The organism is Streptomyces sp. NPDC111802, from assembly GCF_055634335.1.
On record NZ_JBVKCZ010000016.1, the window covers coordinates 58,311 to 84,415 of the forward strand.

Genomic DNA, 26,105 nt, shown 5'->3' on the forward strand with positions numbered 1-26,105 from the left:
GCGACGCCCCAGCAGCGAGTTCCCGAGCCTCACGTCGAGGGGAATGAACCCCATATGGCACCCCGCACAACTCCCCGGTCCCGAACCGGTCTTCTCGTCATCCAACCCCTCAAGCGGCGGCTCTGCGCGGAGTGTCATGCGGGGCCGTTGCAGATGCTCTTGCTGGAGGACGGGGCGCCCCGGTGTCTGGACTGCGCCGACCTCGGGCATCTGGTGTTCCTGCCGCGCGGCGACACGGCGTTGACGCGTCGGTCCCGGGAGGAGAGTGCGCTGTCTGCGGTGGTCGTGCGGTTCAACCGGCGCAAGGGCCGTTACGAGCGGCAGGGCGTTCTCGTGGAGGAGGCGGGGCTCGCCCGGGCCGAGGCGCGGTGCCTCGTGGACGCCGAGGCACGGCGGCGGCGCAGGGTGCGGGACGCGCGACGCCGGGCGCTGGAGGACGTGCGGTTCACGGAGGCGTTCGCGGCGGAGATACGGCGGCTCTTCCCGGGGTGCCCGGCGGACCGGGCGCGGGACATCGCCGCGCATGCGTCGGTGCGGGGCAGTGGCCGGGTGGGGCGGAGCGCGGCGGGGCGGGCGTTGTCCGAGGTGGCGGTGACGTCGGCGGTCGTGGCGTCGGTGCGGCACATGGATACGCCGTACGACCAGTTGCTGATGAGCGGGGTGCCGCGGCACGAGGCTCGGCGGCGGATCAGGGCGGCGGTGGAGACGACGTTGCGGGCGTGGCGGGGGGAGGTGTCCGAGGTCGGCTGACGGTGAGGGCGATGACCCGGGGAGGTGCGGGATCAGAGGAACGCACGCGGGACGTGTGTCCCCCGCCCTCATGTCCTGCACGCGGGGCGTGCGTCCCCCGGCCCCATGTCCCGCACGCAGGAAGTGCGCCCCCGCCCCCGTGTCCACCCCCGCCCCCGTGTCCGCGTCCGTGTCCGCCTCCGCGTCCGCGTCCACCGGCCTGGAAGCGCGCCCACCGGCCGGGAAGCGCGCCGCCCCGGCGTGCCCTTCCGCAAGGCATGGGGCCTGGCCTTCGTCCGACTGGACGCTCGCGTATGGGCTCGCGTCGCTCGGCCATGGTCACTGTTGTCGTACAGGATTTCACTTGAGGTGACGGACCGGACCGGGCAGGATCCCGGCGGGATGCGGGAGTTGACGTTGACATGATCGATGGGCCGTACTTCGTACTGATCGTGATCGGTGTGGTCGGGACCGGACTCGTGGCGGGGGTGTTCTGCGCCTTCTCGACCTTCGTGATGCGAGGGCTCGCCTCGTTGCCGCCCGCGCAGGGCATCGCCGCGATGCGGGCGATCAATGTGACCGCTCTGATGCCTGCGTTCATGCTGGTGTTCGTCGGGTCGGCGGTGCTGTGCGCGGTGATCGCCGTGGTGACGTTCGTGCTCTGGCCGGACGAGGGGACGGTGGAGCTGCTGCTGGGCAGTGCGCTGTATCTGTTCGGCTCGTTCGGGGTGACCTTGGTGGCGAACGTGCCCCGCAACGACGCGCTGCTGAAGCTGGAGCCGGGCACCCAGGAGGCGGCCGACTACTGGCCGACGTATGTGCGGGAGTGGACGGCGTGGAATCACGTCCGGACGGTCGCCTCGGCCGCCGCGACGGTGTCGTACGTGCTGGCCATCAGCTGACCGGGGAGGCGGGAGTCCCGGGTGGACCGGCCCGACCGACCCGACCGGCCCGACCGAGAAAGCGCTGTCCGCCCGCTCTGCGCACGTGGCCGACGGGACGTATCGTTGCGGGAAGAGTGCCGCCCGACGACGCACGGCTCCAGCACGTCACACGCGCACGAGGTAGACGGCCATGGCCGATCCCAAGGGCTTCATGACCACCCCCCGCCAGGACTGGCCCCGCCGGCCCGTGGAGGAGCGGGTCAGGGACTGGGACGAGGTGTACGTCCCGGGGGCGCTGCTGCCCATCATCAGCAAGCAGGCCGACCGGTGCATGGACTGCGGGATCCCCTTCTGCCACGAAGCCTGCCCGCTGGGCAATCTGATCCCCGAGTGGAACGACCTGGTGTCCAGGGAGGACTGGCGGGCGGCGTCGGACCGGCTGCACGCGACCAACAACTTCCCCGAGTTCACCGGGCGGTTGTGCCCGGCGCCGTGCGAGGCGGGGTGTGTGCTGGCGATCAATCAGCCGGCCGTCACCATCAAGAACGTCGAGTGCGCCATCGCCGACCGGGCGTGGGAGGAGGGCTTCACGCCGCCTCGGCCGCCGGACCGGCTGTCGGGACGGACGGTCGCGGTCATCGGCTCGGGGCCCACGGGGCTGGCGGCGGCGCAGCAGCTGACCCGGGCTGGACACACGGTCGCCGTGTACGAGAAGGACGACCGGATCGGCGGGCTGATGCGGTACGGCATCCCCGAGTTCAAGATGGAGAAGCACCATCTTGAACGGCGGATCGAGCAGATGCGGGCCGAGGGGACCAAGTTCCGTACGTCGACGGCGGTCGGGAGGGACATCGGGGCGGCCGAGCTGCGGTCGCGTTACGACGCCGTGGTGATCGCCACCGGGGCGACGGCCTGGCGCGAACTCACCGTTCCTGGGCGGGAGTTGAGCGGCGTCGAGCAGGCGATGGCGTATCTGCCGCTGTCCAACCGGGTGCGCGAGGGGGATCTGGAGACGTCCCCCATGTCCGCCGCCGGCAAGCACGTCGTCATCGTCGGCGGCGGGGACACGGGCGCCGACTGTCTGGGCACCGCCGTGCGGGAGGGCGCCGCGTCCGTGACTCAGCTGGACATCTACGCCCAGCCGGGCGCCGAGCGGGACGAGGACGCCGAACCCTGGCCGACGTATCCGAAGATCTACCGTCTCTCGGCAGCGCACGAGGAGGCGCGCGAGCTGGAGACGGCGCTGGCGGCGGACGCGGACGCGCGGCTGTTCGCGGCGTCCACGCTCCACTTCACGGGCGACGACGACGGACACGTACGGTCACTGCACCTGGTCGAGGTGGACGCCGGGCGCCGCCCCCTGCCGGACAGCGGGCGGACGCTGCCCGCCGACCTTGTGCTGCTCGCCCTCGGCTTCTCCGGACCCGACCGCACGGACGGGCTGATCGAGCAGCTGGGGCTGGAGATGGAGCCGCGCGGCACGATCACGCGGGATGCCGGGTTCGCGACGAACGTGCCCGGGGTGTTCGCCGCGGGGGATGCCGCCCGGGGGCAGTCGCTCATCGTGTGGGCGATCGCCGAGGGGCGGTCGGTGGCGGCGGCCGTCGACCACTATCTGACGGGGAGTTCGCGGTTGCCGGCGCCCATATCTCCGTACGACCGGCCGATGACGGTGTAGGCCCCCGGGCGACCCCGGGCCCCCAGGACGCCCCCGGACGACTCTCGCCCGGCCTAGCGCCGCTCGTCCGTCCCCGCCACCTTCCCCGTGGCGAGCGCCACCCTGTTCCAGGTGTTGATCGTCATGATCAGGGCGAGGACATGGGCCAGTTCCCCCTCGTCGAAGTGGGCCGCCGCCTGTGCGTAGACCTCGTCCGGGACCCCTCCGTCGGCCACCAGGGTCACCGCCTCCGTCAGGGCCAGGGCCGCCTGCTCCTTCTCGGTGAAGAAGTGACGGGCCTCGCGCCACACGGCGACCAGGTGCAGGCGGTCCTCGCTCTCGCCGGCCCTGCGGGCGTCGTTGGTGTGCATGTGGAGGCAGTAGGCGCAGTGGTTGAGGTGTGAGGCACGGATCTGGATCAGTTCGACGAGCGCCGGGTCCAGGCCCTCGCGGGCGGCCGCGTCGAAGCCGACGATGGCACGGAAGACCTTCGGGGCGGACTTGGCGAGGTCCAGGCGAGTGCGGGTGGCCTGGGCCTCGTTGATGGACTGGGCCAGCTTGGCGTCGATCGTGTTCGTCGTCATGTGAATCAACCTACGAGCCGGAAAGACCGACTGTAGGGTGCATTTCCATGGCGAAATCGTGGGTCAATTCGGCGGAGCGGATCGGCGCCGACCTGCACCTGGACCTGGACCCGGCGGATCCCTCGGGGTCGTCCGGGCCCGGCGGGCGGCGGGCCGCGCTGATCCGCGCGCTGCGCGAGGCCGTGCGCAGTGGGCGGCTCGCGCCCGGCACCCGGCTGCCGCCGTACCGTTCGCTCGCCGCCGACCTCGGGGTGGCCCGCAACACGGTGGCCGACGCGTACGCGGAGCTGGTCGCCGAGGGCTGGCTCACCGCCCGGCAGGGCTCGGGGACGCGGGTGGCCATGGGGGTACGTCCCACGCCCTCCAGGCAGTGGGGGAGCGCCGAGCCCTCCCGGCAGGCCGAGCGGTTGCCCCGTAAAACCCCTCCACGCGCGCGTGGGCCTCGGCACGACCTGCGGCAGGGCACACCGGACGCGTCGGCGTTCCCGCGTGCGGCCTGGCTGGCCTCCTATCGGCGGGCCCTTCAGCAGGCACCGAACGAGGTCTTCGGACCCGGCGATCCCGCCGGGCGCCTCGAACTGCGGGAGGCGCTCACCGACTACCTGGCACGCGCGCGCGGCGTACGCACCGAGCCGGGCCGGATCGTGATCTGCTCCGGCTTCGCCCACGCCCTGCGACTGCTGTTCGGCCAGGACAGAGGTGGTGGCGGCGGTGTGCTGCGCGGCCCGCTGGCCGTGGAGGCGTACGGGCTGGGCTTCCACCGCGAACTGCTCGCCGCCGCCGGCGTACGGACCGTACCGCTCCCCCTCGACGACGACGGCGCCCGCATAGACCGGCTGGCACGCGAGCGGGCGGTGCTGCTCACGCCCGCGCACCAGTTCCCGACCGGTGGCCCGCTGCACCCCGAGCGCCGGGCCGCCGTGATCGACTGGGCACGCGCGCGTGGCGGCGTGGTACTGGAGGACGACTACGACGGGGAGTTCCGCTACGACCGCAAGCCCGTCGGCGCGGTCCAGGGCCTGGACCCCGAGCGGGTGATCTTCATCGGCTCGGTCAGCAAGAGTCTGTCGCCGGCGGTGCGGCTCGGGTGGATGGTGCTGCCGGAGCGGTACGTCGGTGACGTACTCGCGGCCAAGGGCGAGCGCGAGGCGTGGGCGAGCGTCCTCGACCAGCTGAGCCTCGCCGACTTCATCGTCTCCGGGGCGTACGACCGTCATGTACGGCGGATGCGGCAGCGGTACCGGAGCCGCCGCGACCGCCTCGTGGCCGCCCTGGCCTCGCACGCGCCGCATATCGAGGTCAGGGGTGTGGCCGCCGGACTCCACGCGGTGCTGCGGCTGCCGCCCGGCACCGAGCGGTCCACGGTCAAGGCCGCCACCTGGCAGGGCATCGCCCTGGACGGCCTCGCCGAGTTCCGGCACCCGGCGGCGACGGAGCCGGACATGCCGGCCCGCGACGGCATCGTCGTCGGCTACGCCACACCCTCGGAGCACGCGTACGGGGCCGCGCTGGAGGCGCTGTGCGGGGTGCTGCCGCCAGACGACGAGCCTGGGCAGGACGAGGGCTGATGCCCTGCCTCGGGCACAGGGCACAGGGCACGGGCGCAGTGCAGCGCAGGGTCACGCCCCCGGACCGCAAGCCCGCCGAGGCCCTCGCCCCGCACCGCAATCCTGCCCGCGGAGGAACCGCCCCCGCCCGGTCCTGCTCACGAAGGATCCGGGGGCTACTGCCGCTGGATGAGTCGTCCCGACCCGGCATACTGCCGCGCTCGGATTTGTTCTCCTATCTATCCGAAAAGTGGCTTCCGGGCTACATGCGGTCGAACAGGAGTGGGATCGTCGGAGCAGGAGGCGTGTTGTAGTCGGACCCTGACCGGGGCGCCGACGGCTCGCCCCCATCCTTCGTTCCGTCGTCAGGCGCAGGGCCACCCCCGCGCGTCCCCCCTGTTGGCGGTCGGTCCTGGAGGGTGTGCGATGACGACGGTCGATGAACGTCATGGTGAAGGTGCCCGCTGCGGGGAAGAGCACGGGGGCGAAGTCGCCCTCGGCCAGGCCGAGGTGTACGGCCCGGCCGTGGTCCCGTTGAACCAGTCCGGCACGGCACTCCCCCGCCTGATGGGGTCCAAGGCCGCGAATCTCGCCCGCGCTGCCCGCGCCGGACTGCCCGTGCTGCCCGGGTTCGTGATCCCGCACCAGGGAAACGGCGACATGATCGCCCTGCGGCGCGCATGGGACGAACTCTCCGACGGCGGCACCCGCCCGCTCGTCGTACGGTCCTCCTCACCCCAGGAGGACACCGAGGAGTCGTCCCTCGCGGGTCGGTTCGCGTCGGTGCTGGATGTGCGCGGCTGGCGGGACTTCCTTACGGCCGTACAGACCGTGCTGGACTCGGCGCGCCGTGCCGACGGATGCGCGGCGCCCATGGCGGTGCTGGTGCAGCCCATGCTGGCCGCTCGGGTCGGCGGGGTGATGTTCGGTGCCGACCCGATCGCCGGGCGAGCGGACCGGATGCTGGTCAGCGCGGTGCGCGGCGGGCCGGACAGCCTGGTCAGCGGCACGCGGAACGGCATCAACTACTGGCTGAGCGGGCACGGACGACTGCTGCGGACCGAGTCCGCCGAGGACATGTGGACGGAGGCCGCGGGAGAGCCTCCGGTCGCGCCGCCGGAACCGCCGGTCGAGCCGGCAGACCCGCGAGTCGAGCCGACGGATCGGCACCTCGCGCCCCCAGGAGTCGGCTCACTGCTCACGCGCGCCGAGCTGTTCCGCCTGGCGCGGCTCGCGCACCGGGTCCGGCGGGTGTTCGGCGGGCCGCAGGACGTCGAGTTCGGGTTCGACGCGGACGGGCGGCTGTGGCTGTTCCAGAGCAGGCCGATCACCGCGATGGCGGCCCGGCCGACGCGCGGGGCACGGCTGCTCGGGCCCGGTCCGGTGGCGGAGACGCTGCCCGAACAGCTCGCGCCGCTGGAGGAGGACCTGTGGGTGGCGCCGATGGCCCGCGGCCTCGCCGCCGCGCTCGACATCGGGGGTACGGCACCTCGCCGGCTGCTCAGGGAGGTGCCGACGGTCACGACTGTCGGGGGGCGCGCGGCAGCCGACCTGCGCCTCCTCGGCGCCGTGCCGCCACGGCACCGCTGGCTCGCGCTGCTCAACCCGGCACCCGGAGCGCGCCGGCTCACCGCGGCCTGGCGAGTGGGGCGCCTCACCTCCGCCCTGCCCGGACTGGCCACCGACCTCGCCGCCGACGTCGACCGCCGCCTCGCCGAGATCCCGTCACCGGGCGCGCTCTCCGGCTCCGCCCTCGCCGCGGAGCTCCGCTGGACCCGCCGGGCCCTGGTCTCGCTGCACGCCCAGGAAGCCCTCGCGGGCGCGCTCCTCCACGAACGGCCCAAGAGCCGCACAGCGGCCGGCACGGCCCTCACCGCACTGGCTGACGCCCGCGCACGGGGCGTACCCGACGACCAGGTGATCGCCACGGACCCGGTCGTCCTGGCCCTCACCGCCCCGAGCCTGCGGGGCCCGGGGAAGCTGCCGGAGGCCGCCCTTCCGCCTGCGCCCGCACCCACACCTGGGACGACCGACGCCGGGCAAGCACCGAGGCCGGCGGCGCACGATGCACGGCTGGCCATCTACGCCACCGCATTCACAGGCACCACCCCAGCCACACACCGCCCACAGACGACCACCCCAGCCACGCACTGCCCACAGGCAACCACCCCCACCCCATCCCACCCACAGGCAACCACCCCCACCCCCTCCCACCCACAGGCAACCGCCCCCACCACCCCCCAAACCCTCCCGGTCACCGCCCTCCCACCCCGCGAAGCCCTCCGCCTCCGTGTCCGCTGGGTGCAGGAACTCCAGGTGCGGCTCGTCCGCGAGGCGGCGCGGCGGCTGGGGATCGGCGTCGAGCGCGTGAGCCTGTTGCGCTGGGCGGAACTGGCCGACGTACTGGACGGCGGCTCCCTGCCCGACGACCTCCACGAGCGCATGCCGCGCCCCGCGTCGCCCCCGCTGCCGGACGAGTTCCGGCTCGCGGACGGTCAGGTCGTCGCCGCCCGGCGCGACACCCGCCGCAGCGACGGTGTGCGGGGCGTGTCCGCGGGGCGTGCCGTCGGGACCGTATGGGACGGGACGGGGCCACGGCCGACGGATGCCGTGCTGGTCGTGCGCACCCTGGACCCCGCGCTGGCCCCGCTGCTGCCCGGCCTCACCGGCCTGGTCGCGCAGACCGGCAGCCCGTTGTCGCATCTGGCCGTCCTGGCGAGGGAGTTCGGACTCCCCGCGGTCGTCGGCGCCGTGGACGCCGTTCGTCGCTTCCCGCCGGGCTCGCGGCTGACGGTCGACGGGTCCGCCGGTGACGTGGAACCGGGGGAGGCGTCATGAGGAAGATCGCGTATGTCTTCGGTGCGCTCGCGGCGACGGGCGCGGGCACCTACCTGATCGTCTATCTGTACCGGTGGCAGTGGCAGCGGGCGCTGATCTGCGGGGTGTTGCTGCTGGTCGTCGAGGTGATGCTGTTCGGCCTGGTGACGCTGGGGCGGCTGAACCGGATCGAGGATCGGCTGCGCGACACCGACCGGCGGCAGCGCGAGCTGGACGCCCGCCAGGAGGACATGCTGACACGGCTGCGCGAACCGGCCCTGGCACGGGAGGAGACACGGTTCCGCTGGCTGGAGGACCCGGCGGACCGGTCGTACGTCTTCGTGCCGGTGCTGATGGTCGCCGGAGTGATGCTGACCGGGCTCGCCTGGGTGGTGCAGAAGGTCGCGTCGGCCACGGCCAGGCCCGCCGAGCGGCGCCTGGCCGGACGGCTGGCCGTCCTGTCCGCGCCCGATCCGGCGGCGCCCGGCGATCTGGAGGACCTGCCGGCGCCGGGCGCGGGTTCCGGTCGCGGTACGGCACGCGTGACCACTGTCGCCGTCCTCTCCGTCGCCCTGCTCGCCGCGCTGGTCGTGAGCCTCGCCGACCTCACCCAGACCCGGGCGGAGGAGACCAACGAGCACGAGGCGACGTCGATGCTGGTCCAGGTCGACCTGCGGGGCACGGACATGTCGGCCGGCCGCAGGGCGCTGGCCGCACAGCAGATCTGGGAGGGCTGCCGCGACTCCACGTCCGCACCGCTTCGGCACGCTCCGCTGGGCGATCTGGGGAACGGCATGTTCGCCGGGGTCGTACGGCCCGCGCTCACCGACCATGACCTGATGCGGCTGCGCGGTTGCCTGGAGGACGCGACCCTGGAGCGCGCCCACCTCCAGGTGGTCGCCGTCAATGACGTGGAGTCGGGCGACGACTCACGATAATAAGTGAGACTTATCCCACAAAACGGACGTAACGCCCATTGATCACAATCCCCGGGGTACGCTCCATATGCGCCCACGTCCCCTAGTCCCCCGGGTCGCCCATGGCTGTTCTCACCGCTACCCTGCCCCCGCCTGCCCTCCGCAAGCGCCCACTGTCGCAGCGTGCGCTGCGGGTCCTCGTCGGCATCGTGATCGGTTACTTCGTTTTGTGGGCAGTCGGCGCCGGTAGCATTCTGGGTCTGTCGTACCTGGCCCGAACAGAGACCCCCGCACCCGCCGGAACGCGCGTCGTCCAGGGTGTGAACCACTTCCAGCCGGTCGACCCCGACGGCCGGCTCTGGCGCGGCTCCGCACCCTCCCCGGCCGGTTACCGAGCGCTGGCGGGCATGGGCATCACCACCGTCGTGGACCTGCGCGCCGAGGACATGAGCAAGGCCGAGCTGGCCGAACCGGGCGACGCCGGGCTGAGTGTCGTACGCCTGCCGATCCGTGACGGTCAGACCCCGTCGCCGAAGCAGGTGCATCGCTTCCTCGACCTGGTCTCCACGGCGTCCGGCCCGGTGTTCGTGCACTGCGGCGCGGGTGTCGGCCGTACGGGCTCGATGGCCGCCGCGTATCTCGTGAACACCGGTGAGGAGTCGCCGTCGACAGCGGTCCGGCGCAACCTCGCGGTCGGACCGCCGTCGATCGAGCAGATCTACTACGGGCTGAACCTCAGCCCCGCCAAGGCGGAGCAGCCGCCGCTGCCGGTGCTCGTCGTCAGCCGCCTGCTGGACGCCCCGCGGCGCATCATGTCGTACTTCTGAGCCGCTGGTCACAGCTTGGGCGCTGATCAACGGCGTGGGCACTGGCTACGGGGACGCCGGGTGAGATGCTTGAGAAGCTTAAGACGCAATGGATTATCAACTAAGCACCAAATCAAGGAAGTTGCGCGAGAGACAGGCAAGGGCTCAAGTGGCTCAGGACAGGAGGAAGTCCGCCTCCCCCGCCTTGGCGCCCTCGATGAACGCCGTCATCTCGTCCGTGGTGTAGATCAGCGCCGGCCCGTCGGGGTCCGTCGACTGGCGGACGGCGATCCGGCCGTCGGCGAGCTTCATCGCCTCCAGGCAGTTGCCGCCGTTGCCGCCGCTCCACGGCTTGTGCCAGCCCTCGCTGCCCAAGTCCCGCGCGGGCATGCCGTTGTAGACGTGTATGCGCGGCTTGATGCGATCCATTCACAGCTCCTTGCGGAGATCCCGCAGGATCTCCTTCGTGCGATGTGCCGTAGCGGCCTGCGCCGCCATGCGGTCCATGACCTCCAGGTGGGTCGCCACCTCGGCGCGCGCGTCGAGGTAGACGGCGCCGGTCAGGTACTCGCTGTAGACCATGTCCGGCAGTTCTGACATGGCAAATCGGAACAGCACGAAGGGCCCGTACGTGCCGGGGTGCGGCCCGTTGGCGAACGGGGCCACCTGCAACGTCACGTTGGGCAGCTTCGTGGCCTCAAGCAGCCTGTCGATCTGGGCGCGCATCACCTCCGGGCCGCCCACCGGGCGGCGCAGCGCGGTCTCGTCCATCACGACCCACAGCCGGGGCGCATCCTCGCGGCTGAGCAATTGCTGGCGTTGCATGCGCAGGGCGACATGGCGCTCGATGTCGTCGGGACTGGTCTGGCCGATGGCGCCCGAGAGCAGCACGCCGCGCGCGTAGTCCTCGGTCTGCAACAGGCCGGGCACGAAGTGGGGTTCGTAGGACCGGATGAGGCCGGCGGCGCCCTCCAGACTGACGTACATCGAGAACCAGCCGGGCAGGATGTCGTGGAACCGCTGCCACCAGCCGGGCTTGTTGGCGTCCTCGGCCAGTTGTACGAAGCCCTCGGCCTCCTCCTCGGAGACGCCGTAGGCCTTCAGGAGCAGTTGGAGATACGGGATCTTGAGCGCGACCTCCGCCATCTCCATACGGCGGATCGTGGCGGGGGCGACGCGGAGGACGCGGGCGGCCTCCTCGCGCTTGAGCCCTGCGCGTTCGCGCAGGTCCAGCAGGCGCCGCCCCAGGACGACCTGACCGACCGTCGGTGCGGACCGCGGCTCGCTCACGCTCCACCTCCACGAATGAACACCTACGCCACCGGACGCCGACAGGCCGACAGGCCGACGGCGCCATTCGAAGACCTATTCGAAGATCGCGATGGATCCTCGGTGATCCCAACTGGCGCCGTTCGACATGCTGTTGCGAGCAGTGTGCCACGGCCTTCCAGAGAGTCACACAGCACTCTGCATTTTTCAGAGTGACACTTGCCAAGTGTTCACGGCGAGGCGATAGTGGCAAGCGTGATTCCGTCCCCGCCCTTAGGAACAGACGCCACCGCGGTCCCCCACGACCTCGGTGCCGGCACGGGAGTCGGCCCCCAGCGGGCCGCCGGTGCCGAGCGCCGGTTCCGGTTCGAGCTGGCCGCTCATCCGGGTTCTCCCGCGCAGGCCAGACGTCTGACCCGGGCGCGGCTGAACGGGTGGGCGGTGTGCGAGGACACCTGCGACACGGCGGCCCTGGTCGTCTCCGAGCTGGTCACCAACGCGATCGTGCACACCGCCAGCGAGCACATAGTGTGCGAGCTGCACGACGGTGCCGAACTGGTGCGAATAGCAGTGCGCGACGAGGGCTGCGCGCCGGGTGAGCCTCACCCGTCGCCCGCGCGCCCCGAGGATGAACAGGGGCGGGGACTGCTCCTCATCGACGCCCTCTGCCATGCGTGGGGCACCCAGGAGCACGGAGCCGGACTGCTGGTCTGGGCCGATCTGCCGCGTAGGGCCGGCTTCGGGGGCGTGCCCGGTGCCGGCACCGGTCCCTACAACGACCTCGGCTGGGGCTCGCGGCCCAAGCCGGGCCCGCCTGGCGGTTCCGACGAGGACGAGACACAGGCCCGGCACGACGGGGGAATGGGATCCGCATGGCTGTGAGCGGCGCGTCCGGCGGCGGTCAGGTGCTGAGCCTTGACACGCTGGTCCGCCTTCGCCGCGGCATGCGCACACCGGCCACCCCGCGCCGCCTGCCCGTTCCGGAGGGGATGACGGCTCCCCTGGGCTGCGACGCGGTGGCGGTTCCCGCCCGCTTCGGTCCACTGATCCTGCCGCGGCTGCCGCGCGTGGGGTGCGTGTACGCCGACGACGCGCACTGGTGGTGGATCGTCCCGTCCGACTCCGACTACGCGCTGGAGTGGCCTGCGTCGGTGAGGTACCTGACGGGGGCGGTCGTTCCGGAGGCGCCACGGCTGATCCATCGGCCGGCCGGGACGGTGCCCTACACGCCGCCGATTCCGCTGTATCTGGCGTTGTGCCGGGTCACGGGGACCACGCCGACCTGGACCAAACAAATCAGCGCCTAGGGCTTCGCCGGGCATCAGCGTTCAGGATCCGCCGCCCGTTCAAGGCGTACGCCCGCGCGCACCCCCCGTCCCCACTCACGCTCTCCCTCTCACGCTCCCGCCCCGCCATAGTGGCCCTCCGTCGTGAGCGGCCGTCGGGGGAGGGTGCAGGGTGCGGAAGAAACGCGATGCCGGTGAACCGCGGGTCTCGGAGTCGGAGCAGCTGCTGTTCGGGGGTCCCCTGCGGTACGACATGGGGTGGAACCAGCACCGGGACGCTTTTCTGGAGCTGGGCTTCAGGGCCATGGTGACGCGGCTGCCGTCCCTGCTGGGGTCGAGCTTCCGGCTGGCCTGGCAGGCCGACCGGCGGGCCGCGCGGACCGTGCTGGTGGCCGAGGTGGGCCGAGGGCTGGCACAGGCGGTCGGGCTGCTCGCCGTCAACAGTGTGCTGGGACGGCTGATCGAGGGCGGGGAGCTGGCGGAGCGGTTACGGGGTGCCGCGCCGGCGCTTGTCGCCATGGCCGCCGTGATGGTCGTCTCCACGTTGCTGCGGGCCGCGTCGACGTATGCCACCGGGCGCCTGGAACCCAAGGTGGAACGCGTGGCGACCGAGCTGTATCTGGAGCGGGCCGCCGCCGTGGAGCTCGCCGCGATCGAGGATCACGCCTTCCACAAGCTGCTGGACACCGCGCAGTACGGCGCCGCCTCCGCCCGCCGCATGATCTCGTACAGCGCCCGTGTCGTGAACGCGGCCATCTCGCTGATCGCCGCGGCCGGTGTGCTCACCGTGCTGCACCCCGCCCTGCTCCCCCTGCTCGCCACCATGACGCTGCCCAGCGCCTGGAGCGCCCTGACCAACGCCCGGCGGCGCTACGAGTCCTTCCACACCTGGGTGCAGCACGCCCGCGCCGGTCATCTGATCAGCGGGCTGCTGACCGAGCCCGCCTCCGCGCCCGAGATCCGGGTGCACGGTGTGGGCCCCTTCCTGCTGCGCCACTACCGGGCGATGTCGGAGACGGCGGAGGCCGAGCAGGCCCGGCTGGCCCGGCTGGCGGCGCGCACCGGGCTGATCGCGGCGACCTGGACGGGCCTCGCGACCGTGGCGACGTACGCGACGCTCGGCGGGCTGCTGCTCGCCGGCGCCATGGCACTGTCGGTGGCGGGTACGGCCGTCATCGCGATCCGCACCGGCTCCGCCAGCCTCGACACGCTCGTCCTGGAGGTCAACGCGCTCCATGAGGAGGCCCTCTTCGTGGGCGATCTCCAGCGGCTGTACGTCGAGGCGGCCGAACGGGCGATTCCGGTGGGCGGCGCACCCCTGCCCGACGACCCCCGCGAGATCCGCTTCGAGAACGTCACCTTCTCCTACCCCGGCGAATCCGCCCGCCCCGCCCTCGACGACGTCACGCTCACCCTGCCCCTCGGCCGGATCGTCGCGCTGGTCGGTGAGAACGGCTCCGGCAAGACGACCCTGGTCAAGCTGCTCGCCGGGCTGTACACACCGGATCGGGGCCGCGTCCTCTGGGACGACGTCGACGCGGCCGGCGCCGACCGGCACCAACTCGCCGAGCGCATCGCGATGGTGGCCCAGGACTTCAAGCGCTGGCCGTTCACGGCGAGGGTCAATGTGGCCGTGGGCCGCTCCTCCGCGCCCCTGACCGAGGAACGGCTGGCGACCTCGGTCGCCGAGGCCGGGGCCGAGGAGGTGGTGGCTGATCTGCCGCGCGGCCTGGACACCCTGCTGGCCCGTCAGTTCAACGGCGGGCACGAGCTGTCCGGCGGTCAGTGGCAGCGGCTGGGGATCGCGCGGGCCGCCTACCGGCGCGGCCGGATCCTCATCGTGGACGAGCCGACGGCGGCTCTGGACGCACGGGCCGAGCTGGAGGTCTTCGAGAAGATCCGCGCGCTGGCCTCCACCGGCCAGACGGTCGTGCTCATCACCCACCGGCTGGCGTCCGTCCGCCACGCCGATCTGGTGCACGTCCTCGACCAGGGCAGGCTCGTGGAGTCCGGCTCACCGGACGAGCTACTGGCCACCGGCGGCGTCTACGCCGAGTTGTACTCGCTCCAGGCCGAGCAGTTCACGGCACGGCTGCCCGCACCGAAGGCGGGCTGACCGGCTCGCCGTCGCCGAGGGCTCACGCGGCGGCGTCGATCGCTACGTCGCCGCCGCGGACGATCACCAGGAACGCGTCCGTCGCGAGGTCCATCACGACCTCGGCGGCCAGCCCCTCCATGCGCCGCGCGTGCGCGAACTCCTCCGCCGGCCACGATCCTCGTGGTCCACCCGCGGGAAAGCGTTCGAGCACTGTTCGCCCGTTCACCATCCTGACCTCCGATAAGCGTCGTACTTGTAGGAGTTAACGCCTGCCGGAGGTGAAACGCCTCGCTCAGTGACGGGACTGAGACGTAGTTGACACTCGTTCAACGCGATGTGTGAGCGTTCGCTCACGCTCGATGATCAAGTGTTACGCATCGTGTCACTCTTCGTACTCGTCGTGATACCTGATGCGCTCACTGCCCGCAGGCGCCCCGAGAGCCGACGCGCGCCCCTTGGGCTCCTCCCACTCCTCCTGCCGGCCCAGCGCCGTGAGGTCCAGGAAGCCGGTGGTCGAACCCAGCCCGTCCAGGCCCCGCTCGTATGTCGAGTAGGTGTGGAAGACGCGATCCCGGTCCCGCAGGAAGCAGCTGATCCCGGGCCGCTCCACCAGCTCGCCCTCGTGCTCCAGGGTCACCTCGAAGTCCAGGTTGAAGTCGGTGCCGTACGACGAATACCAGGGCAACGTCCAACCCATGCGTGCCTTGAACGGCAGAATCCGCGTGAACGGCGCCCGGGAGACGGCGACAAGAGTGGTGCCGCGTGCCTTCAGATGGGCCGGATGCCCGATCTGGTCGAGGAACCCCGAGCAGCTGCGACAGCCGGCGTCCCATTCGGGGGCGAACATGAAGTGGTAGACGACGAGTTGGTGCCGTCCCTCGAAGAGGTCGAGCAGGGTGGCCTTGCCGTCGCCGCCCTCGAAGACGTACTCCTCCTCGACCTCGACCATGGGCAGTCTGCGCCGCTCGGCGTTAACCGCGTCACGCGCGCGCGTGGCCGCCTTCTCCTTGACCAGCAGTTCCTCACGCGCCTCGCGCCACTGCGCGCGCGAGACGATCTCCGGAAGCGACATGGGCGCCCCTCCTGTGCAACGGTCCGTCCGGGTGGTGACCGGCTGGAAGGGCGGAACTCATCGCCGCCACGGAGAATCTTCCGAAGTTTTTTGGCGGTCGGCGCGATCCATGTGGATGAACCTATGCGTCGTACTCCTGGATCCGCCTGCCGTGACTCCGGTCAAGGAGGGCGGGCAGCCGCTCCCCCAACTCCCTTACGACGGCGGGCACATCGATCGTCAGCAGCTCCCGGTCACGCATCAGGACCCGCCCGTCCACGATGGTCGTGCGCACGTCGGAGGAGCGGGCGCTGTGTACGAGGGTGGCGGCGAGGTCGTGTACGGGCTGGGTGTGCGGGCCGGTGAGGTCGACCAGGGCGATGTCGGCGCGGCGGCCGGGTGCGATGCTGCCGACGCTCTCCCCGAGTCCGACCGCGCGGGCGCTCTGGAGCGTGGCGTGGTGCAGCGCCTGGCGGGACGTCAGCCAGCGCGGGTCGCCGGTGGCCGACTTCTGGATGAGCGCGGTGAGGGTCATCGCCTCCCATACGTCGAGGGAGTTGTTGGAGGCGGCGCCGTCCGTGGCGAGGCCGACGGGGATGCCGATGTCGTGCAGGGCGCGTACCGGTGTGGTGGTGGGCCAGGCGAACTTGAGGTAGCCGCGCGGGGCGGTGGCGACGGCGACACGGCCGGTGGCGTTCTGGAGCACGGGCAGATCGCGGTCCAGGATGCCCGTGCCGTGGGCGATGAGCACGTCGGTGTCGAGGATTCCGGTATGCCGGAGCACCTCGATGGGAGTGGCGCCGTGGCGGGCGAGGCTGGTCTCGGCCTGGTCGCGGTTCTCGGCGGCGTGGAGGTGGACGGGCAGGCCGTGGTCGCGGGCGAGTTCGGCGGTGGCGGCGAGGTCGGCGTCGTCGACGGTGTAGGGGGCGTGCGGGGCGAGGGTGGTGGTGATACGGCCGCCGGCGCCGCCGCGATGCCGTAGCGCGAACTCCAGTGACCGCTCCCGCCCTCGATCCCCCTGGGAGGAGAAGAAGGCCTCCCCCAGATGCGCCCGGATCCCGCACTCCTCGACGACGCCGGCGACGGCGTCCATCGAGAAGTAGTGGTCGGCGAAACAGGTCACGCCACCCCGGATCATCTCGGCACAGGCGAGCCGCGCCCCCAACTCCACGTCCTTGTCGGCGAGGTTGGACTCGATGGGCCATACGACGTCGTTGAACCACTCCTCGATGGGCAGGTCCTCGGCGACCCCGCGCAGCGCAACCATCGGGGCGTGGCTGTGGCAGTTGACGAGGCCGGGCACGGCGACCTGTCCGGCGGCGTCGATCCGTTCGACGGCGTCCCGCCCGCGCACGGCGTCCGCGGCCGTGACGGACTCGACGACTCCACCGCGTACGACGATCGCGGCGTTCTCCCGGAACCCGATCCGCTCTTGATCGTCGTGCACGAGGACGGTGCATCCGGTGATGACGAGGTCGGCGGGAGCTTCTGCGGGAGAAGGCGTCATCACGCCAACGTACGACGCGGTCGTCGGGGCGTGTGAGGTGAACCGCGCATCCGGTCACGGGCCTGTCGCCCGGCCCTGCCGGACGGCACGCTGGCCTCACCAGCCCGCCGGCGGCCGCGGCACGGCCGACTCGGCGGGCTCACCCCGGCCCGCTCGAAGGGCCTCAAGGCGCACGGCTTCTGGAAGGAGCCCGGCATGCTCCTCGGCACCTGGAACCTGGAGAACCTCTACCGGCCCGGCGGCGAGTTCGGCCCCAAGGACAAGGCGGCGTACGAGACGAAGCTCGCGGCACTGGCCGCGGTGGTCACCGGTCTCGACCCGGCGCTGCTCGGCGTGCAGGAGGTCGGGGACCCGGAGGCCCTGCGGGACCTGGCCGGGATGCTCGGCGGCGGCTGGCACATCGCGCTCTCCGAGCACCCGGACGGACGGGGCATCAGGGTCGGCTTCCTCAGCCGTACGGAGCTGAGGGTCCTGCACGACACGAACGCCTTCCCCGCGAAGCTGCGCCCCGTGCAGACGGACGACGAGGGCGGGACGACGTCGGCGTCGGGCCGGGGCTTCCTCGCGGTGGAGACGGAGACGGGGGCTGGGACGGGGACGGGGCCGATGCGGGTGGCGGTGGCCCACCTCAAGTCGAAGCTGCTGTCGTATCCCGGCGAGCGCTTCCAGCCGCATGACGAGGGCGAACGGGCGCGGTACGGGGCGTACGCCCTCTACCGGCGGGCGGCCGAGCCGACGGCGCTGCGCGCGCTGGCGGACGTACTGCTGGCGGGTGACGGACGCGAACATGACGTGGCGGTGGTGGGCGATCTGAACGACGAGGTGCAGGCGGCGACCACCCAGATCCTGCTGGGCCCGCCCGGATCGGAGATCGGCACGCCCGGCTTCAAGGTGAAGGACAAGGGCGACGCGAGCCGCCTGTGGAACGTGGCCCCGCTGATCCCCGCCGAGCAGCGGTTCTCGCGCGTCAACTCCGGGCGGCGCGAACTGATCGACCACGTCCTGTGCAGCCACCGCCTGGTCCAGCGGGTGACCGCGGCGGGGACGGGGGTGCCCGGGGCCGGTGCTCCGCAGTTGCCGTCGGTCGGGGCGGATCCGCAGGAGCGGCGCGGCGCGGCAGGGTCGGACCACGCGCCGGTCTGGGTGCGGGTCGGCGGTTAGGAGGTGCCGCGGGGGCGGTCCCGGAGCGCCGGACCTGGGCGGTGGCCAACCTGGACCTCACGCCCGGCGCCCGGGTGCTGGAGATCGGCGGCGTCCGGGGCGTCGCGCTCGCCCCGGTCTGCGAGCGGCCGACCTCGGGCACGGTGACGGCGATCGCCGCCCGGCCCCGACCACTCCTTCAGCGCTGCCGGTTCCTTCGCCAAGGTGTCGGCCTCAGCCGACCAGGCGCACCTCGGGCGCCTCGGGGATCCGTAGCCCGGCCTGGTCACGTTCCTGCGCGAGCTCGTCGAGCAGCTCGGTGAGCTGGGCGGTGTGCCAGGGCGTGAGCCGACCCGAGTCGTCGAGGTGCACGGCGCAGGCGGTCGTGGCGTCGACGAGCCGTTCGAGGGTGTGGACGACCTCGCCCGCGCCTTCCGTGTGCCGGGCGAGCGCGGGCAGTTCGGCGGCGCCGAGGGCGATGGCGGTACGGGCCTCGGCGAGCGCGCGGTAGGCCTCGCGGCGGAGGGTCCAGCGGTGGGCGCGGGGGTCGGGGCCGGGGGCGATGTCGCGGGGGTCGGATTCACGCAGGACGTGAGCGAGGTAGGCGTACGCGGCACGCCCCGCCGCTCCGAGTCGCGCCCGCACGCCCCCGCCCCGCTGCCCCGGCATCGGCAGATGCCCCACGACGAGCACGATCACGCACGCCAGCAACGTCTCCCCGATCCGGCTCGCGGAGGCCTGCGGCTCGCCGCCCACCATCACCAGGGCCAGCACCAGAACGGTCACGACGGCGGTCTGGGCGGCGAAGTGCCGAGTGGCCACGGGAATCAGCGCACCGCTGAGAGCCACGAGCGCGATGAGCCCCTCGGGCCGGGGCAGCACGGCGGCGAACCCGGCGAAGAGCAGGGCACCCAGCACGGTCCCGGCGGCCCGGCACAGCACCCGGGACACGAGCGGCCCGAGGTCGGGCTTGACGAGGAAGACGGCGGTGGCCGGGAGCCAGTACCAGTGCTGGTGCTGCCCGTACCACTGGGCGTGGTGCAGGGCCTGGGCGATTCCGGCGCTGGCCCCGAAGCAGAGGGCGACGCGCAGGCCGTACTCCCGGCCACCGGCCCCGAACACGGACCGGACAAGATCCTTCACCGTACGGCGCCGGGTGTGCAGGTCCCTGTTCTCCTTGCCCCCGTCGAAGGCCTCTGCGGCGTGCAGCAGGGCGTCGTCGAGGGCGCGCAGGGCGGGCGCGGAACGGGAGGGCGCGGGGAGGGGCCCGGTGTGGGTGTTGCCGCGCACGGCGGCGGCGAGCCGCCGAGGCCCTTCGGAGGCCCGGGCCGGCACCGCTTCCCCGGCCCAGGCGAGCGCGGTGGCGGCCTCGGCGAGCGGCAGGGCGGCGGCGTACTGCGCGTGCAGCCGCCGCTCGGCGGACGAGGAGGCGTACCGCCGCAGCCGGGGCCCGGTGAGGGCGTCCTGTGCGTGATCGAGGGCGGCGGTGAGCGCGACGCGGCGGGCGGTGGCGTGTCGGGTGCCGACGGCGTCGAGAAGGTCCGCGACGGCGTCGTACACGTCGGCGACTGCGTCGCGTTCACCGTCGAACCGGAAGTCCCCGACGAGTGAGCCGGGCGTGGGGAGGGCCAGCCGGAGCCCGAGCAGCCAGGCGGCACCGGCGAGATACGCGAGCGCCCGCAGCCACCCGCTCTCCGGCAACGGCATCCCGGCCCCGATGGCGGAGGCGACGAGCACCTGGGTGCCGGCGGCGGAGGCGACGGGCCCGACGGCACTGATACTTCCGGCGAGAAGCCCGAGCCCGGTGAGCAGAAGAGTGAGCGCTACGGCCCCGAGGTGATCCCCGGCATACGTCCCGCCGAGCACCCCGGCCGCCCCCGCCAGCGCGGGCACCCCGAGCCGCTTGACGGAGACACGACGGCTGCCGGGGCGGTCGTTGATACCGGCGAGCATGGCGGCGATGGCGGCGACGACGCCGAGGGAGACACGGTCGGCGAGGTCCGCGGTGAGGAACAGCGGCCCGGCGGCCAACGCCCCCCGCGTGACCGCGCTCCAGGGAACGGGTCCGCGCTGGGTGCGGAGGGTGTGGGCGAGCCAGGGTGGCAGGGCGAGGGCCGGACGTGCGGGGCGGGACACAGGGCTCCTGTCGGGGCGAGGGCGGGGGTGGGCGCCTTCGGGCGACGGTGGCCGGGCGGTGGTGTGAGGTGAAATGAGGTGGTGTCCACGGTAGGGGTGGGACTTGGTGAGGATGGGACGTTCGGGTTTCGGGGATGTGACGATGCCTGGAAACGCCACGTTCTTTATGAACGCAATTGGCCGCACGGCACTCGCGGAACCGACGCTGACGGCTGACGGCTGACGGCTGACGGCTGACGGCTGACGGCTGACGGCTGACGGCTGACGGCTGACGGCTGACGGCTGAGGAGATCCCGGGACGCGGGCCGGAAATTCGGATGCGCACAGCTGTGCGGGCGCGGATGATCGGCGAGTTGTACGCCGCGCGACCGTGCCCGCCCTCGCCGGCCCGCACCTCTCAGGAGCCGCCGTGATCCGACGCGTCACCTCCCCCGCCCTCTTCCCTCCCCCCGCCTACTCCCACGCCTCCGTCGTCGAGGCCGGTGCGAAGGTCGCCTTTCTCGCCGGTTCCGTGCCGCTCGACGGCGACGGGAATCTCGTCGGCGAAGGCGATCCCGTACGGCAGGCCGAGCAGGTGATCGCCAATCTGGAGGTGCAACTCGCCTCGGTCGGGAGTGACTTGGCGCATGTGCTGTCCACCGATGTGTACGTCGTGAGCGCTGACACCGCCGTGCTGTCCGCCGTCTGGGAGGTCGTCGAGGCGTCGGGGCTGAGCGTCGGTCCTCACTCGTCGACGCTGCTCGGGGTGGCCTGCCTCGGATACACGGGGCAGTTGGTCGAGATCACGGCGACTGCCGTCGTTCCCGAGCGGTCAGGATAGGGGGCGCGGTCATGACCGCAGTCGCCCTCCGCCGTGCCCTGCCCACCGACGCCGGTGCCGTCGCCGACGTCTGGCTGCGGTCCTTCGCCGTCGCGTTGCCGACCGTCGTCCGGCCGCGCTCCGACGACGATGTGCGGACGTATTTCCGGGAGGTCGTGGTGCTGTTGCGGGAGACCTGGGTGGCCGAGGCCGCCGAGCGGGTCGTCGGGCTCATGGTCCTTGACGGCGATCTGCTCTCCCAGCTCCATCTCGACCCCGACTGGCGCGGGCGCGGCATCGGCGACCGGTTCGTCGACCTTGCCAAGCGGCGCCGCCCGGACGGGCTGAGCCTGTGGACCTTCGAGGTCAACAGGCCCGCCCACCGCTTCTACGAGCGTCATGGCTTCGTCGCCGTCGAGCACACGGACGGCAGCGGCAATGAGGAGCGGGAGCCGGACGTACGGTACGTCTGGCATCCGGCGCCCCCAGGGCCGGCTCAGTCAGCCTGAGCGCCCCGCAGGCGGCCGGCCCCACGCCCGCCGCTTCGGCAACGGCCTCGCATACGCCCCGCCCCGGCTCGTCCTCAACCCCAACCCCACCAGCGACTCGGCGAGTTTCACGGCCGCCCCCACCCCGTCGACCACCGGAACCCCCAGCTTCTCCCCCACGACCCGCTGCAACCCGGTCATGCCGGCACACCCCAGCAGCAGGACCTCCGCACCCGCGTCCCGGGCCCGTTCGGCGGCAGCGAGGAAGGCGGATTCCGTCCGCTCGCCGTCCTCCAGTTCCAGCACCCCCAGTCCCGTGCCGACCACCGCGACACAGTTGCGGCCCACGCCGGCCGTCTCCAGGCTGTCCTCGATCTGCCCGCAGGACCGGTCCAGCGTGGTCACCACCCCGTAGCGGCGCCCGAGCAGACAGGCGAGATGCGCCGCCGCCTCCGTGATGTCGACGACCGGCACGTCCACCAGTTCCCGGACGCCCTCCCTCCCGTGCTCCCCGAAGCCGGCCATGACGACCGCGTCGTACGCGGGGCCCTCGTACGTCCGCAGCGCGTCCATCACCGCCGCGGCCGAGAGGTAGCTGTCCAGCCAGCCCTCCGCCGACGCGGGGCCCCACGCGGGGGTCAGCCCGAGCACGGTGGTGCCCGGGCCTGCGGCGGCCCGGGCACCTCGCACGATCTCCTCGGTCATCTCCTGCGTGGTGTTGCAGTTGGTGACGACGATCCGCACGTCCTTCAGACCTCCCGCGCCACAGACCCGGCGGCCACCTCGGACTCGGCCCGCTCATCGCGGCACAGCACCAGATACAGCCCCGCCGCCGTCGCCGTACCGATGAACCAGGAGTACGGCGCCACATCGCTGAACGTCTTCACCAGCGCCAGCACCGCCGCGACCCCCGCCGTCGGCAGGAACGCCCACAGCGCCTTGGGGTTGACGCCTTTGTGGTAGTAGTAGCGCGAACCCGGCTGGGCCGAGAACAGCTCGTTCACGTCCACCCGGCCGCGCTTCACCAGGTAGTAGTCGACCATGATCACGCCGAACAGCGGGCCCAGGAAGGCGCCCAGGCCGCCGAGGAAGTAGTTGACGACCGTCGGATTCGAGAACAGATTCCACGGCGTCACCACGAGCGCCGCGACCGTGCTGATCATGCCGCCGACCTTGAAGGTGATCTTCTGCGGCCAGACGTTGGCCAGGTCGTACGCCGGTGAGACGAAGTTGGCGACGATGTTGACGCCCATCGTGGCGATGGCGAAGGTCAGGGCCGCGAGGACCAGGACCCATGTGTTGCCGACCTTCGCCACCAGCTCGGCCGGATCCGTGATGGCCTCGCCGAACACCTCCAGCGAACCGGCCGTGACGATCACCGAGACGACCACGAACGCCGTCGAGTTGATGGGCAGGCCCCAGAAGTTGCCCTTGCGGACCGTCCGGTAGTCGGGCGCGAAGCGGGAGAAGTCGCAGAAGTTGAGCATCAGCGTGCCGTAGGTGGCGAGGATCAGGCCGATCGCGCCGAACCACTGCCGCCACTGCTCGCCGACGGACACCGGGTGCGGGGTGCTCGTGAGCGAGATCGTCCAGCCGGCCTTGGCGAGGACCCAGACCGCCAGCGCGATCATCACCACCCAGATCGCCGGACCACAGAAGTCCTGGAACTTCCGCACCGACTCCATGCCCTGGCTGATGATCAACGCCTGGATGAGCCAGAGGGAGAGGAACGAGACCCAGCCGAGCGCGTGCAGTCCCAGGAAGGAACTGTGGGTCCAGGACTCCAGGCCGGGCCAGGCGGCCAGCAGCATCACGTTCACCGCCACCGAGGCCAGGTACGTCTGGATGCCGTACCACATGATGGCGATCACGGCCCTGATCAGCGCCGGGATGTTGGCGCCCCAGACACCGAAGCTGATGCGGCTGACCACGGGGAACGGGACGCCGTGGCGCTGGCCGATCTTCCCCATCCAGTTCATGCCGATGTAGATGAGCACGAAGCCGACGAGCAGGGAGGTGAAGACCTGCCACACGTTCATACCGAGGACCAGCAGGCCCGCCGCGAACGTGTAGTTGCCGAGGTTGTGGACGTCGGACATCCACAGGGCGAAGAGGTCGAAGACCTTCCAGTTGCGCTTGCCGGCGGGCGCGAGGTCTTCGTTGGTGAGCCGGGCATCGGGGACGAACGCTGCTGTGCCGGTGACTTCGGCACGGTCGGCGAGGGACACGGGGCCTCCAGGAGGGAGGGGACGGAGGAGGGCTGCTTTCCGGTCGCTTGGCTGTTTTCCGGTCACTTGCAACGCGTTTGGTATACCAAACTGCGCTCATCGTCCTCCCGTCAACCGTCCGGACAGATATCGCTGCCGTTAACGCTCCGTAAATCACGCCCGGAGTCGGCGAAGATGGCCCCATGACGAAGATCGAACCGCTCGGAGCGATCCGCGAACGTGTCCTCGCCACACTGCGGCAGGACATCATCGCGGGCCGCCTGCGTCCGGGCGATCGCCTGGTCGAGCGCGAACTGGCCGACCGTTTCGAGGTCTCCCGGGTGCCGGTCCGCGAAGCGATCCGCGCGCTGGTCGCCGAGGGGTTCGTCCACTTCGAGACACCACGCCGTACGGTCGTACGCCGGCTGACCCCCGCCGACGTCAAGGAACTGTTCGAGCTGCGCGAGGCGTTGGAGGTGTACGCGGCCGGACTGGCGGCATCACGGGCCACGGAGGAGGACCTGGCGGAGCTGCGGGAGTTGCTGCGCGGCGCCGCGAGCGCCACCGAGGCGGGGGACGCCGAGAAGATCACCGACGTCAACACGCGGTTCCACAACAGGATCCTGGCCATGGCCGGCAACAGCCTGCTGACCTCGGTCATGGAACCGGTCGACGGCCGCCTGCGCTGGCTCACCCGGCAGAACGAGGAGTGGCCCCAACTCCTTGAGGAACACAGGGACTTGTACGAGGCGATCGCCTCCGGCGACCCCGAACGCGCCCGCGCCCACACCCTCAGCCATGTGCAGGCCAACTACCGCTCTACGGTCCGGCACCTCTTCGGCGAGAACCCTCGCTGAGCGAAGCCGCCCGAGCCGCCGTGCCGAGCACCTCCCGCAGCATCTCCGGCGTGAGCCGGCCGGTGAAGGTGTTGCGCTGGCTGACGTGGAAGCACCCGAAGAGCTCCGGTGCGCCCCCAGCCGCCCCGTCCAGCGCGACCCGCGCCCCGTGCGCGAACACGGGCCGCGGTCTCGGCACCTGCCACCCCGCCTCCACCAGCGCGGGCAGCGTCGCCTGCCAGCCGAAGGCACCCAGTACGACGACCGCCCGCAGCGTCGGCCGCAGCAGCCGCAGCTCCTGCACGAGCCAGGGCCGGCAGGTCTCCCGCTCGGCCGGGGTGGGCTTGTTGGCGGGCGGGGCGCAGTGCACGGGTGCCGTGACGCGGACGCCGTACAGCTCCAGGCCGTCGTCGGCGGCGACTGACGTCGGCTGCGAGGCGAGGCCCACGTCGTACAGCGCCTGGTAGAGCACGTCCCCGGAGCGGTCCCCGGTGAACATCCGGCCGGTGCGGTTGCCGCCATGGGCCGCCGGAGCGAGCCCGACGATCAGCAGCCGGGCGTCCGGCGGGCCGAAACCGGGCACCGGGCGGCCCCAGTACGTCTGGTCGGCGAAGGCGGCGCGCTTGGTGCGGGCCACCTCCTCACGCCAGTCGACCAGCCGTGGGCAGGCCCGGCAGCCCGAGACCCGCAGGTCGAGATCGTCGAGGGCGTCCACGCCTCCACGGTACGGCGCTGCCGGAGAGGTACGGGGACTAAGGTCGAGGCATGGCTTCCGAGGACGACGAGGCGAAGGGCGGCAGCGCGGACGCGGCCGAGGTACAGCGGCAGCCGGACGCGGCGAGCGCCGAGCAGGCCGTGGACCCGAAGATCGCCGCCGCCGTGGCCGCGGCCGAGGCCGCCGGTCCGCAGAACGGCGAGTCCGTGCGGGTCGACAGCTGGATCTGGGCCGTACGCCTGGTGAAGACCCGCTCCATGGGCGCCACCGCCTGCAAGGGCGGGCACGTGCGTGTGAACGGCCAGAACGTGAAGCCCTCCCACTCCCTGCGCATCGGCGACGAGGTGCGGCTGCGGCAGGAGAACCGGGAGCGGATCGTCATCGTCAAGCGGCTCATCCGCAAGCGGGTGGGTGCCCCGGTGGCGGTTCAGTGCTATGTCGACAACTCGCCCCCTCCGCCGCCGCGCGAGGCCGTCGCCCCGGCCGGCATCCGCGACCGCGGCACGGGCCGCCCGACCAAGCGGGACCGGCGCGAGCTGGAACGCCTGCGCGGACTCATGGGCGGCGGCGCGGAACGACCGCGCGGACGGTGACATACGACCGTGACATACGACGATGACATACGACGGTGG

Annotated in this window: 25 protein-coding genes; 15 read left to right on the forward strand and 10 right to left on the reverse strand. The window is 71.9% G+C overall.

Annotation, left to right across the window (positions count from 1 at the left end; all coding sequences use genetic code 11):
• Window positions 1-54 precede the first annotated feature (54 nt).
• From ACZ7NC_RS19395 to ACZ7NC_RS19405, 3 genes are all read left to right on the forward strand, one after another.
• A complete protein-coding gene (locus ACZ7NC_RS19395; protein ID WP_471489811.1) occupies window positions 55-750 on the forward strand; it encodes a DUF2293 domain-containing protein in 696 nt (231 codons plus the stop codon).
• A gap of 401 nt (window positions 751-1,151) precedes the next feature.
• Window positions 1,152-1,631: an anthrone oxygenase family protein gene (locus ACZ7NC_RS19400; protein ID WP_471489812.1), complete on the forward strand. Its 480-nt coding sequence runs from the start codon at window positions 1,152-1,154 to the stop codon at window positions 1,629-1,631.
• A gap of 172 nt (window positions 1,632-1,803) precedes the next feature.
• Window positions 1,804-3,291: a glutamate synthase subunit beta gene (locus ACZ7NC_RS19405; RefSeq protein WP_471489813.1), complete on the forward strand. Its 1,488-nt coding sequence runs from the start codon at window positions 1,804-1,806 to the stop codon at window positions 3,289-3,291.
• 53 nt (window positions 3,292-3,344) lie between these two features.
• On the opposite strand, the gene ACZ7NC_RS19410 is transcribed toward ACZ7NC_RS19405, so the two are convergent.
• Entirely contained in the window at window positions 3,345-3,854 is a 510-nt protein-coding gene (locus tag ACZ7NC_RS19410) for a carboxymuconolactone decarboxylase family protein (protein ID WP_471489815.1), read from the reverse strand.
• A gap of 47 nt (window positions 3,855-3,901) precedes the next feature.
• Between ACZ7NC_RS19410 and pdxR the strand changes: the two genes are divergently transcribed.
• The 4 genes from pdxR to ACZ7NC_RS19430 all read left to right on the forward strand — a co-directional run bounded on the left by pdxR (window position 3,902) and on the right by ACZ7NC_RS19430 (window position 9,962).
• Window positions 3,902-5,422, forward strand: a complete 1,521-nt coding sequence (pdxR, locus tag ACZ7NC_RS19415; RefSeq protein ID WP_471489816.1) for a MocR-like pyridoxine biosynthesis transcription factor PdxR — start codon at window positions 3,902-3,904, stop codon at window positions 5,420-5,422.
• A 405-nt stretch (window positions 5,423-5,827) separates the two neighbouring features.
• Entirely contained in the window at window positions 5,828-8,239 is a 2,412-nt protein-coding gene (locus ACZ7NC_RS19420) for a PEP/pyruvate-binding domain-containing protein (RefSeq protein WP_471489817.1), read from the forward strand.
• Entirely contained in the window at window positions 8,236-9,156 is a 921-nt protein-coding gene (locus ACZ7NC_RS19425; RefSeq protein ID WP_471489819.1) for a hypothetical protein, read from the forward strand. Before ACZ7NC_RS19420 ends, ACZ7NC_RS19425 begins: the two co-directional genes overlap by 4 nt.
• Before the next feature lie 101 nt (window positions 9,157-9,257).
• On the forward strand, window positions 9,258-9,962 hold the full coding sequence (locus ACZ7NC_RS19430) for a protein-tyrosine phosphatase family protein (RefSeq protein ID WP_471489820.1): 705 nt from the start codon (window positions 9,258-9,260) through the stop codon (window positions 9,960-9,962).
• Window positions 9,963-10,115: 153 nt separating this feature from the next.
• On the opposite strand, the gene ACZ7NC_RS19435 is transcribed toward ACZ7NC_RS19430, so the two are convergent.
• On the reverse strand, window positions 10,116-10,370 hold the full coding sequence (locus tag ACZ7NC_RS19435) for a DUF397 domain-containing protein (protein WP_062703874.1): 255 nt from the start codon (window positions 10,368-10,370) through the stop codon (window positions 10,116-10,118).
• On the reverse strand, window positions 10,371-11,231 hold the full coding sequence (locus ACZ7NC_RS19440) for a helix-turn-helix domain-containing protein (protein WP_471489822.1): 861 nt from the start codon (window positions 11,229-11,231) through the stop codon (window positions 10,371-10,373). It lies immediately after the preceding gene.
• Window positions 11,232-11,456: 225 nt separating this feature from the next.
• On the opposite strand from ACZ7NC_RS19440, the gene ACZ7NC_RS19445 reads away from it, so the two are divergent.
• From ACZ7NC_RS19445 to ACZ7NC_RS19455, 3 genes are all read left to right on the forward strand, one after another.
• Window positions 11,457-12,092 carry an ATP-binding protein gene (locus ACZ7NC_RS19445; RefSeq protein WP_471489824.1) on the forward strand — a complete coding sequence of 212 codons (636 nt, stop codon included), beginning with the start codon at window positions 11,457-11,459 and terminating at the stop codon, window positions 12,090-12,092.
• A complete protein-coding gene (locus tag ACZ7NC_RS19450) occupies window positions 12,083-12,517 on the forward strand; it encodes a hypothetical protein (protein WP_471489825.1) in 435 nt (144 codons plus the stop codon). Before ACZ7NC_RS19445 ends, ACZ7NC_RS19450 begins: the two co-directional genes overlap by 10 nt.
• A gap of 151 nt (window positions 12,518-12,668) precedes the next feature.
• Window positions 12,669-14,612, forward strand: coding sequence for an ABC transporter ATP-binding protein (locus tag ACZ7NC_RS19455; RefSeq protein WP_471489826.1), 1,944 nt, complete (start codon window positions 12,669-12,671; stop codon window positions 14,610-14,612).
• A 22-nt stretch (window positions 14,613-14,634) separates the two neighbouring features.
• On the opposite strand, the gene ACZ7NC_RS19460 is transcribed toward ACZ7NC_RS19455, so the two are convergent.
• From ACZ7NC_RS19460 to ACZ7NC_RS19470, 3 genes are all read right to left on the reverse strand, one after another.
• Window positions 14,635-14,823, reverse strand: coding sequence for a hypothetical protein (locus tag ACZ7NC_RS19460; protein ID WP_471489827.1), 189 nt, complete (start codon window positions 14,821-14,823; stop codon window positions 14,635-14,637).
• 153 nt (window positions 14,824-14,976) lie between these two features.
• A complete protein-coding gene (locus ACZ7NC_RS19465) occupies window positions 14,977-15,666 on the reverse strand; it encodes a DUF899 domain-containing protein (protein WP_471489828.1) in 690 nt (229 codons plus the stop codon).
• A gap of 121 nt (window positions 15,667-15,787) precedes the next feature.
• Entirely contained in the window at window positions 15,788-17,152 is a 1,365-nt protein-coding gene (locus tag ACZ7NC_RS19470; RefSeq protein WP_471489829.1) for an amidohydrolase, read from the reverse strand.
• 195 nt (window positions 17,153-17,347) lie between these two features.
• Between ACZ7NC_RS19470 and ACZ7NC_RS19475 the strand changes: the two genes are divergently transcribed.
• Window positions 17,348-18,313 (forward strand): endonuclease/exonuclease/phosphatase family protein, encoded by a 966-nt coding sequence (locus ACZ7NC_RS19475; protein WP_471489831.1) that lies wholly within the window; start codon window positions 17,348-17,350, stop codon window positions 18,311-18,313.
• Window positions 18,314-18,526: 213 nt separating this feature from the next.
• On the opposite strand, the gene ACZ7NC_RS19480 is transcribed toward ACZ7NC_RS19475, so the two are convergent.
• Window positions 18,527-20,428, reverse strand: coding sequence for an FUSC family protein (locus ACZ7NC_RS19480; RefSeq protein WP_471489832.1), 1,902 nt, complete (start codon window positions 20,426-20,428; stop codon window positions 18,527-18,529).
• 409 nt (window positions 20,429-20,837) lie between these two features.
• Between ACZ7NC_RS19480 and ACZ7NC_RS19485 the strand changes: the two genes are divergently transcribed.
• Both ACZ7NC_RS19485 and ACZ7NC_RS19490 read left to right on the forward strand, forming a co-directional pair.
• Window positions 20,838-21,248 carry a RidA family protein gene (locus ACZ7NC_RS19485; RefSeq protein ID WP_471489833.1) on the forward strand — a complete coding sequence of 137 codons (411 nt, stop codon included), beginning with the start codon at window positions 20,838-20,840 and terminating at the stop codon, window positions 21,246-21,248.
• A gap of 11 nt (window positions 21,249-21,259) precedes the next feature.
• Window positions 21,260-21,736, forward strand: coding sequence for a GNAT family N-acetyltransferase (locus tag ACZ7NC_RS19490; protein WP_471489835.1), 477 nt, complete (start codon window positions 21,260-21,262; stop codon window positions 21,734-21,736).
• Here ACZ7NC_RS19490 and ACZ7NC_RS19495 read toward each other — a convergent pair.
• Together ACZ7NC_RS19495 and ACZ7NC_RS19500 are read right to left on the reverse strand one after the other, a co-directional pair.
• Window positions 21,728-22,459, reverse strand: coding sequence for an aspartate/glutamate racemase family protein (locus tag ACZ7NC_RS19495; protein ID WP_471489836.1), 732 nt, complete (start codon window positions 22,457-22,459; stop codon window positions 21,728-21,730). The two genes, ACZ7NC_RS19490 and ACZ7NC_RS19495, sit on opposite strands and share 9 nt — an antisense overlap.
• 5 nt (window positions 22,460-22,464) lie before the next feature.
• Window positions 22,465-23,943: an NCS1 family nucleobase:cation symporter-1 gene (locus ACZ7NC_RS19500; RefSeq protein ID WP_471489837.1), complete on the reverse strand. Its 1,479-nt coding sequence runs from the start codon at window positions 23,941-23,943 to the stop codon at window positions 22,465-22,467.
• A gap of 182 nt (window positions 23,944-24,125) precedes the next feature.
• Here ACZ7NC_RS19500 and ACZ7NC_RS19505 point away from each other — a divergent pair, with 182 nt between their 5' ends.
• Window positions 24,126-24,779, forward strand: a complete 654-nt coding sequence (locus ACZ7NC_RS19505) for a GntR family transcriptional regulator (RefSeq protein WP_471489839.1) — start codon at window positions 24,126-24,128, stop codon at window positions 24,777-24,779.
• On the opposite strand, the gene ACZ7NC_RS19510 is transcribed toward ACZ7NC_RS19505, so the two are convergent.
• A complete protein-coding gene (locus ACZ7NC_RS19510) occupies window positions 24,742-25,473 on the reverse strand; it encodes a uracil-DNA glycosylase (RefSeq protein ID WP_471489840.1) in 732 nt (243 codons plus the stop codon). The two genes, ACZ7NC_RS19505 and ACZ7NC_RS19510, sit on opposite strands and share 38 nt — an antisense overlap.
• Window positions 25,474-25,523: 50 nt before the next feature.
• Between ACZ7NC_RS19510 and ACZ7NC_RS19515 the strand changes: the two genes are divergently transcribed.
• The gene (locus ACZ7NC_RS19515) at window positions 25,524-26,066 is read left to right on the forward strand and encodes an RNA-binding S4 domain-containing protein (protein ID WP_471489842.1); all 543 of its coding nucleotides are present in this window, start codon (window positions 25,524-25,526) and stop codon (window positions 26,064-26,066) included.
• Window positions 26,067-26,105 lie beyond the last annotated feature (39 nt).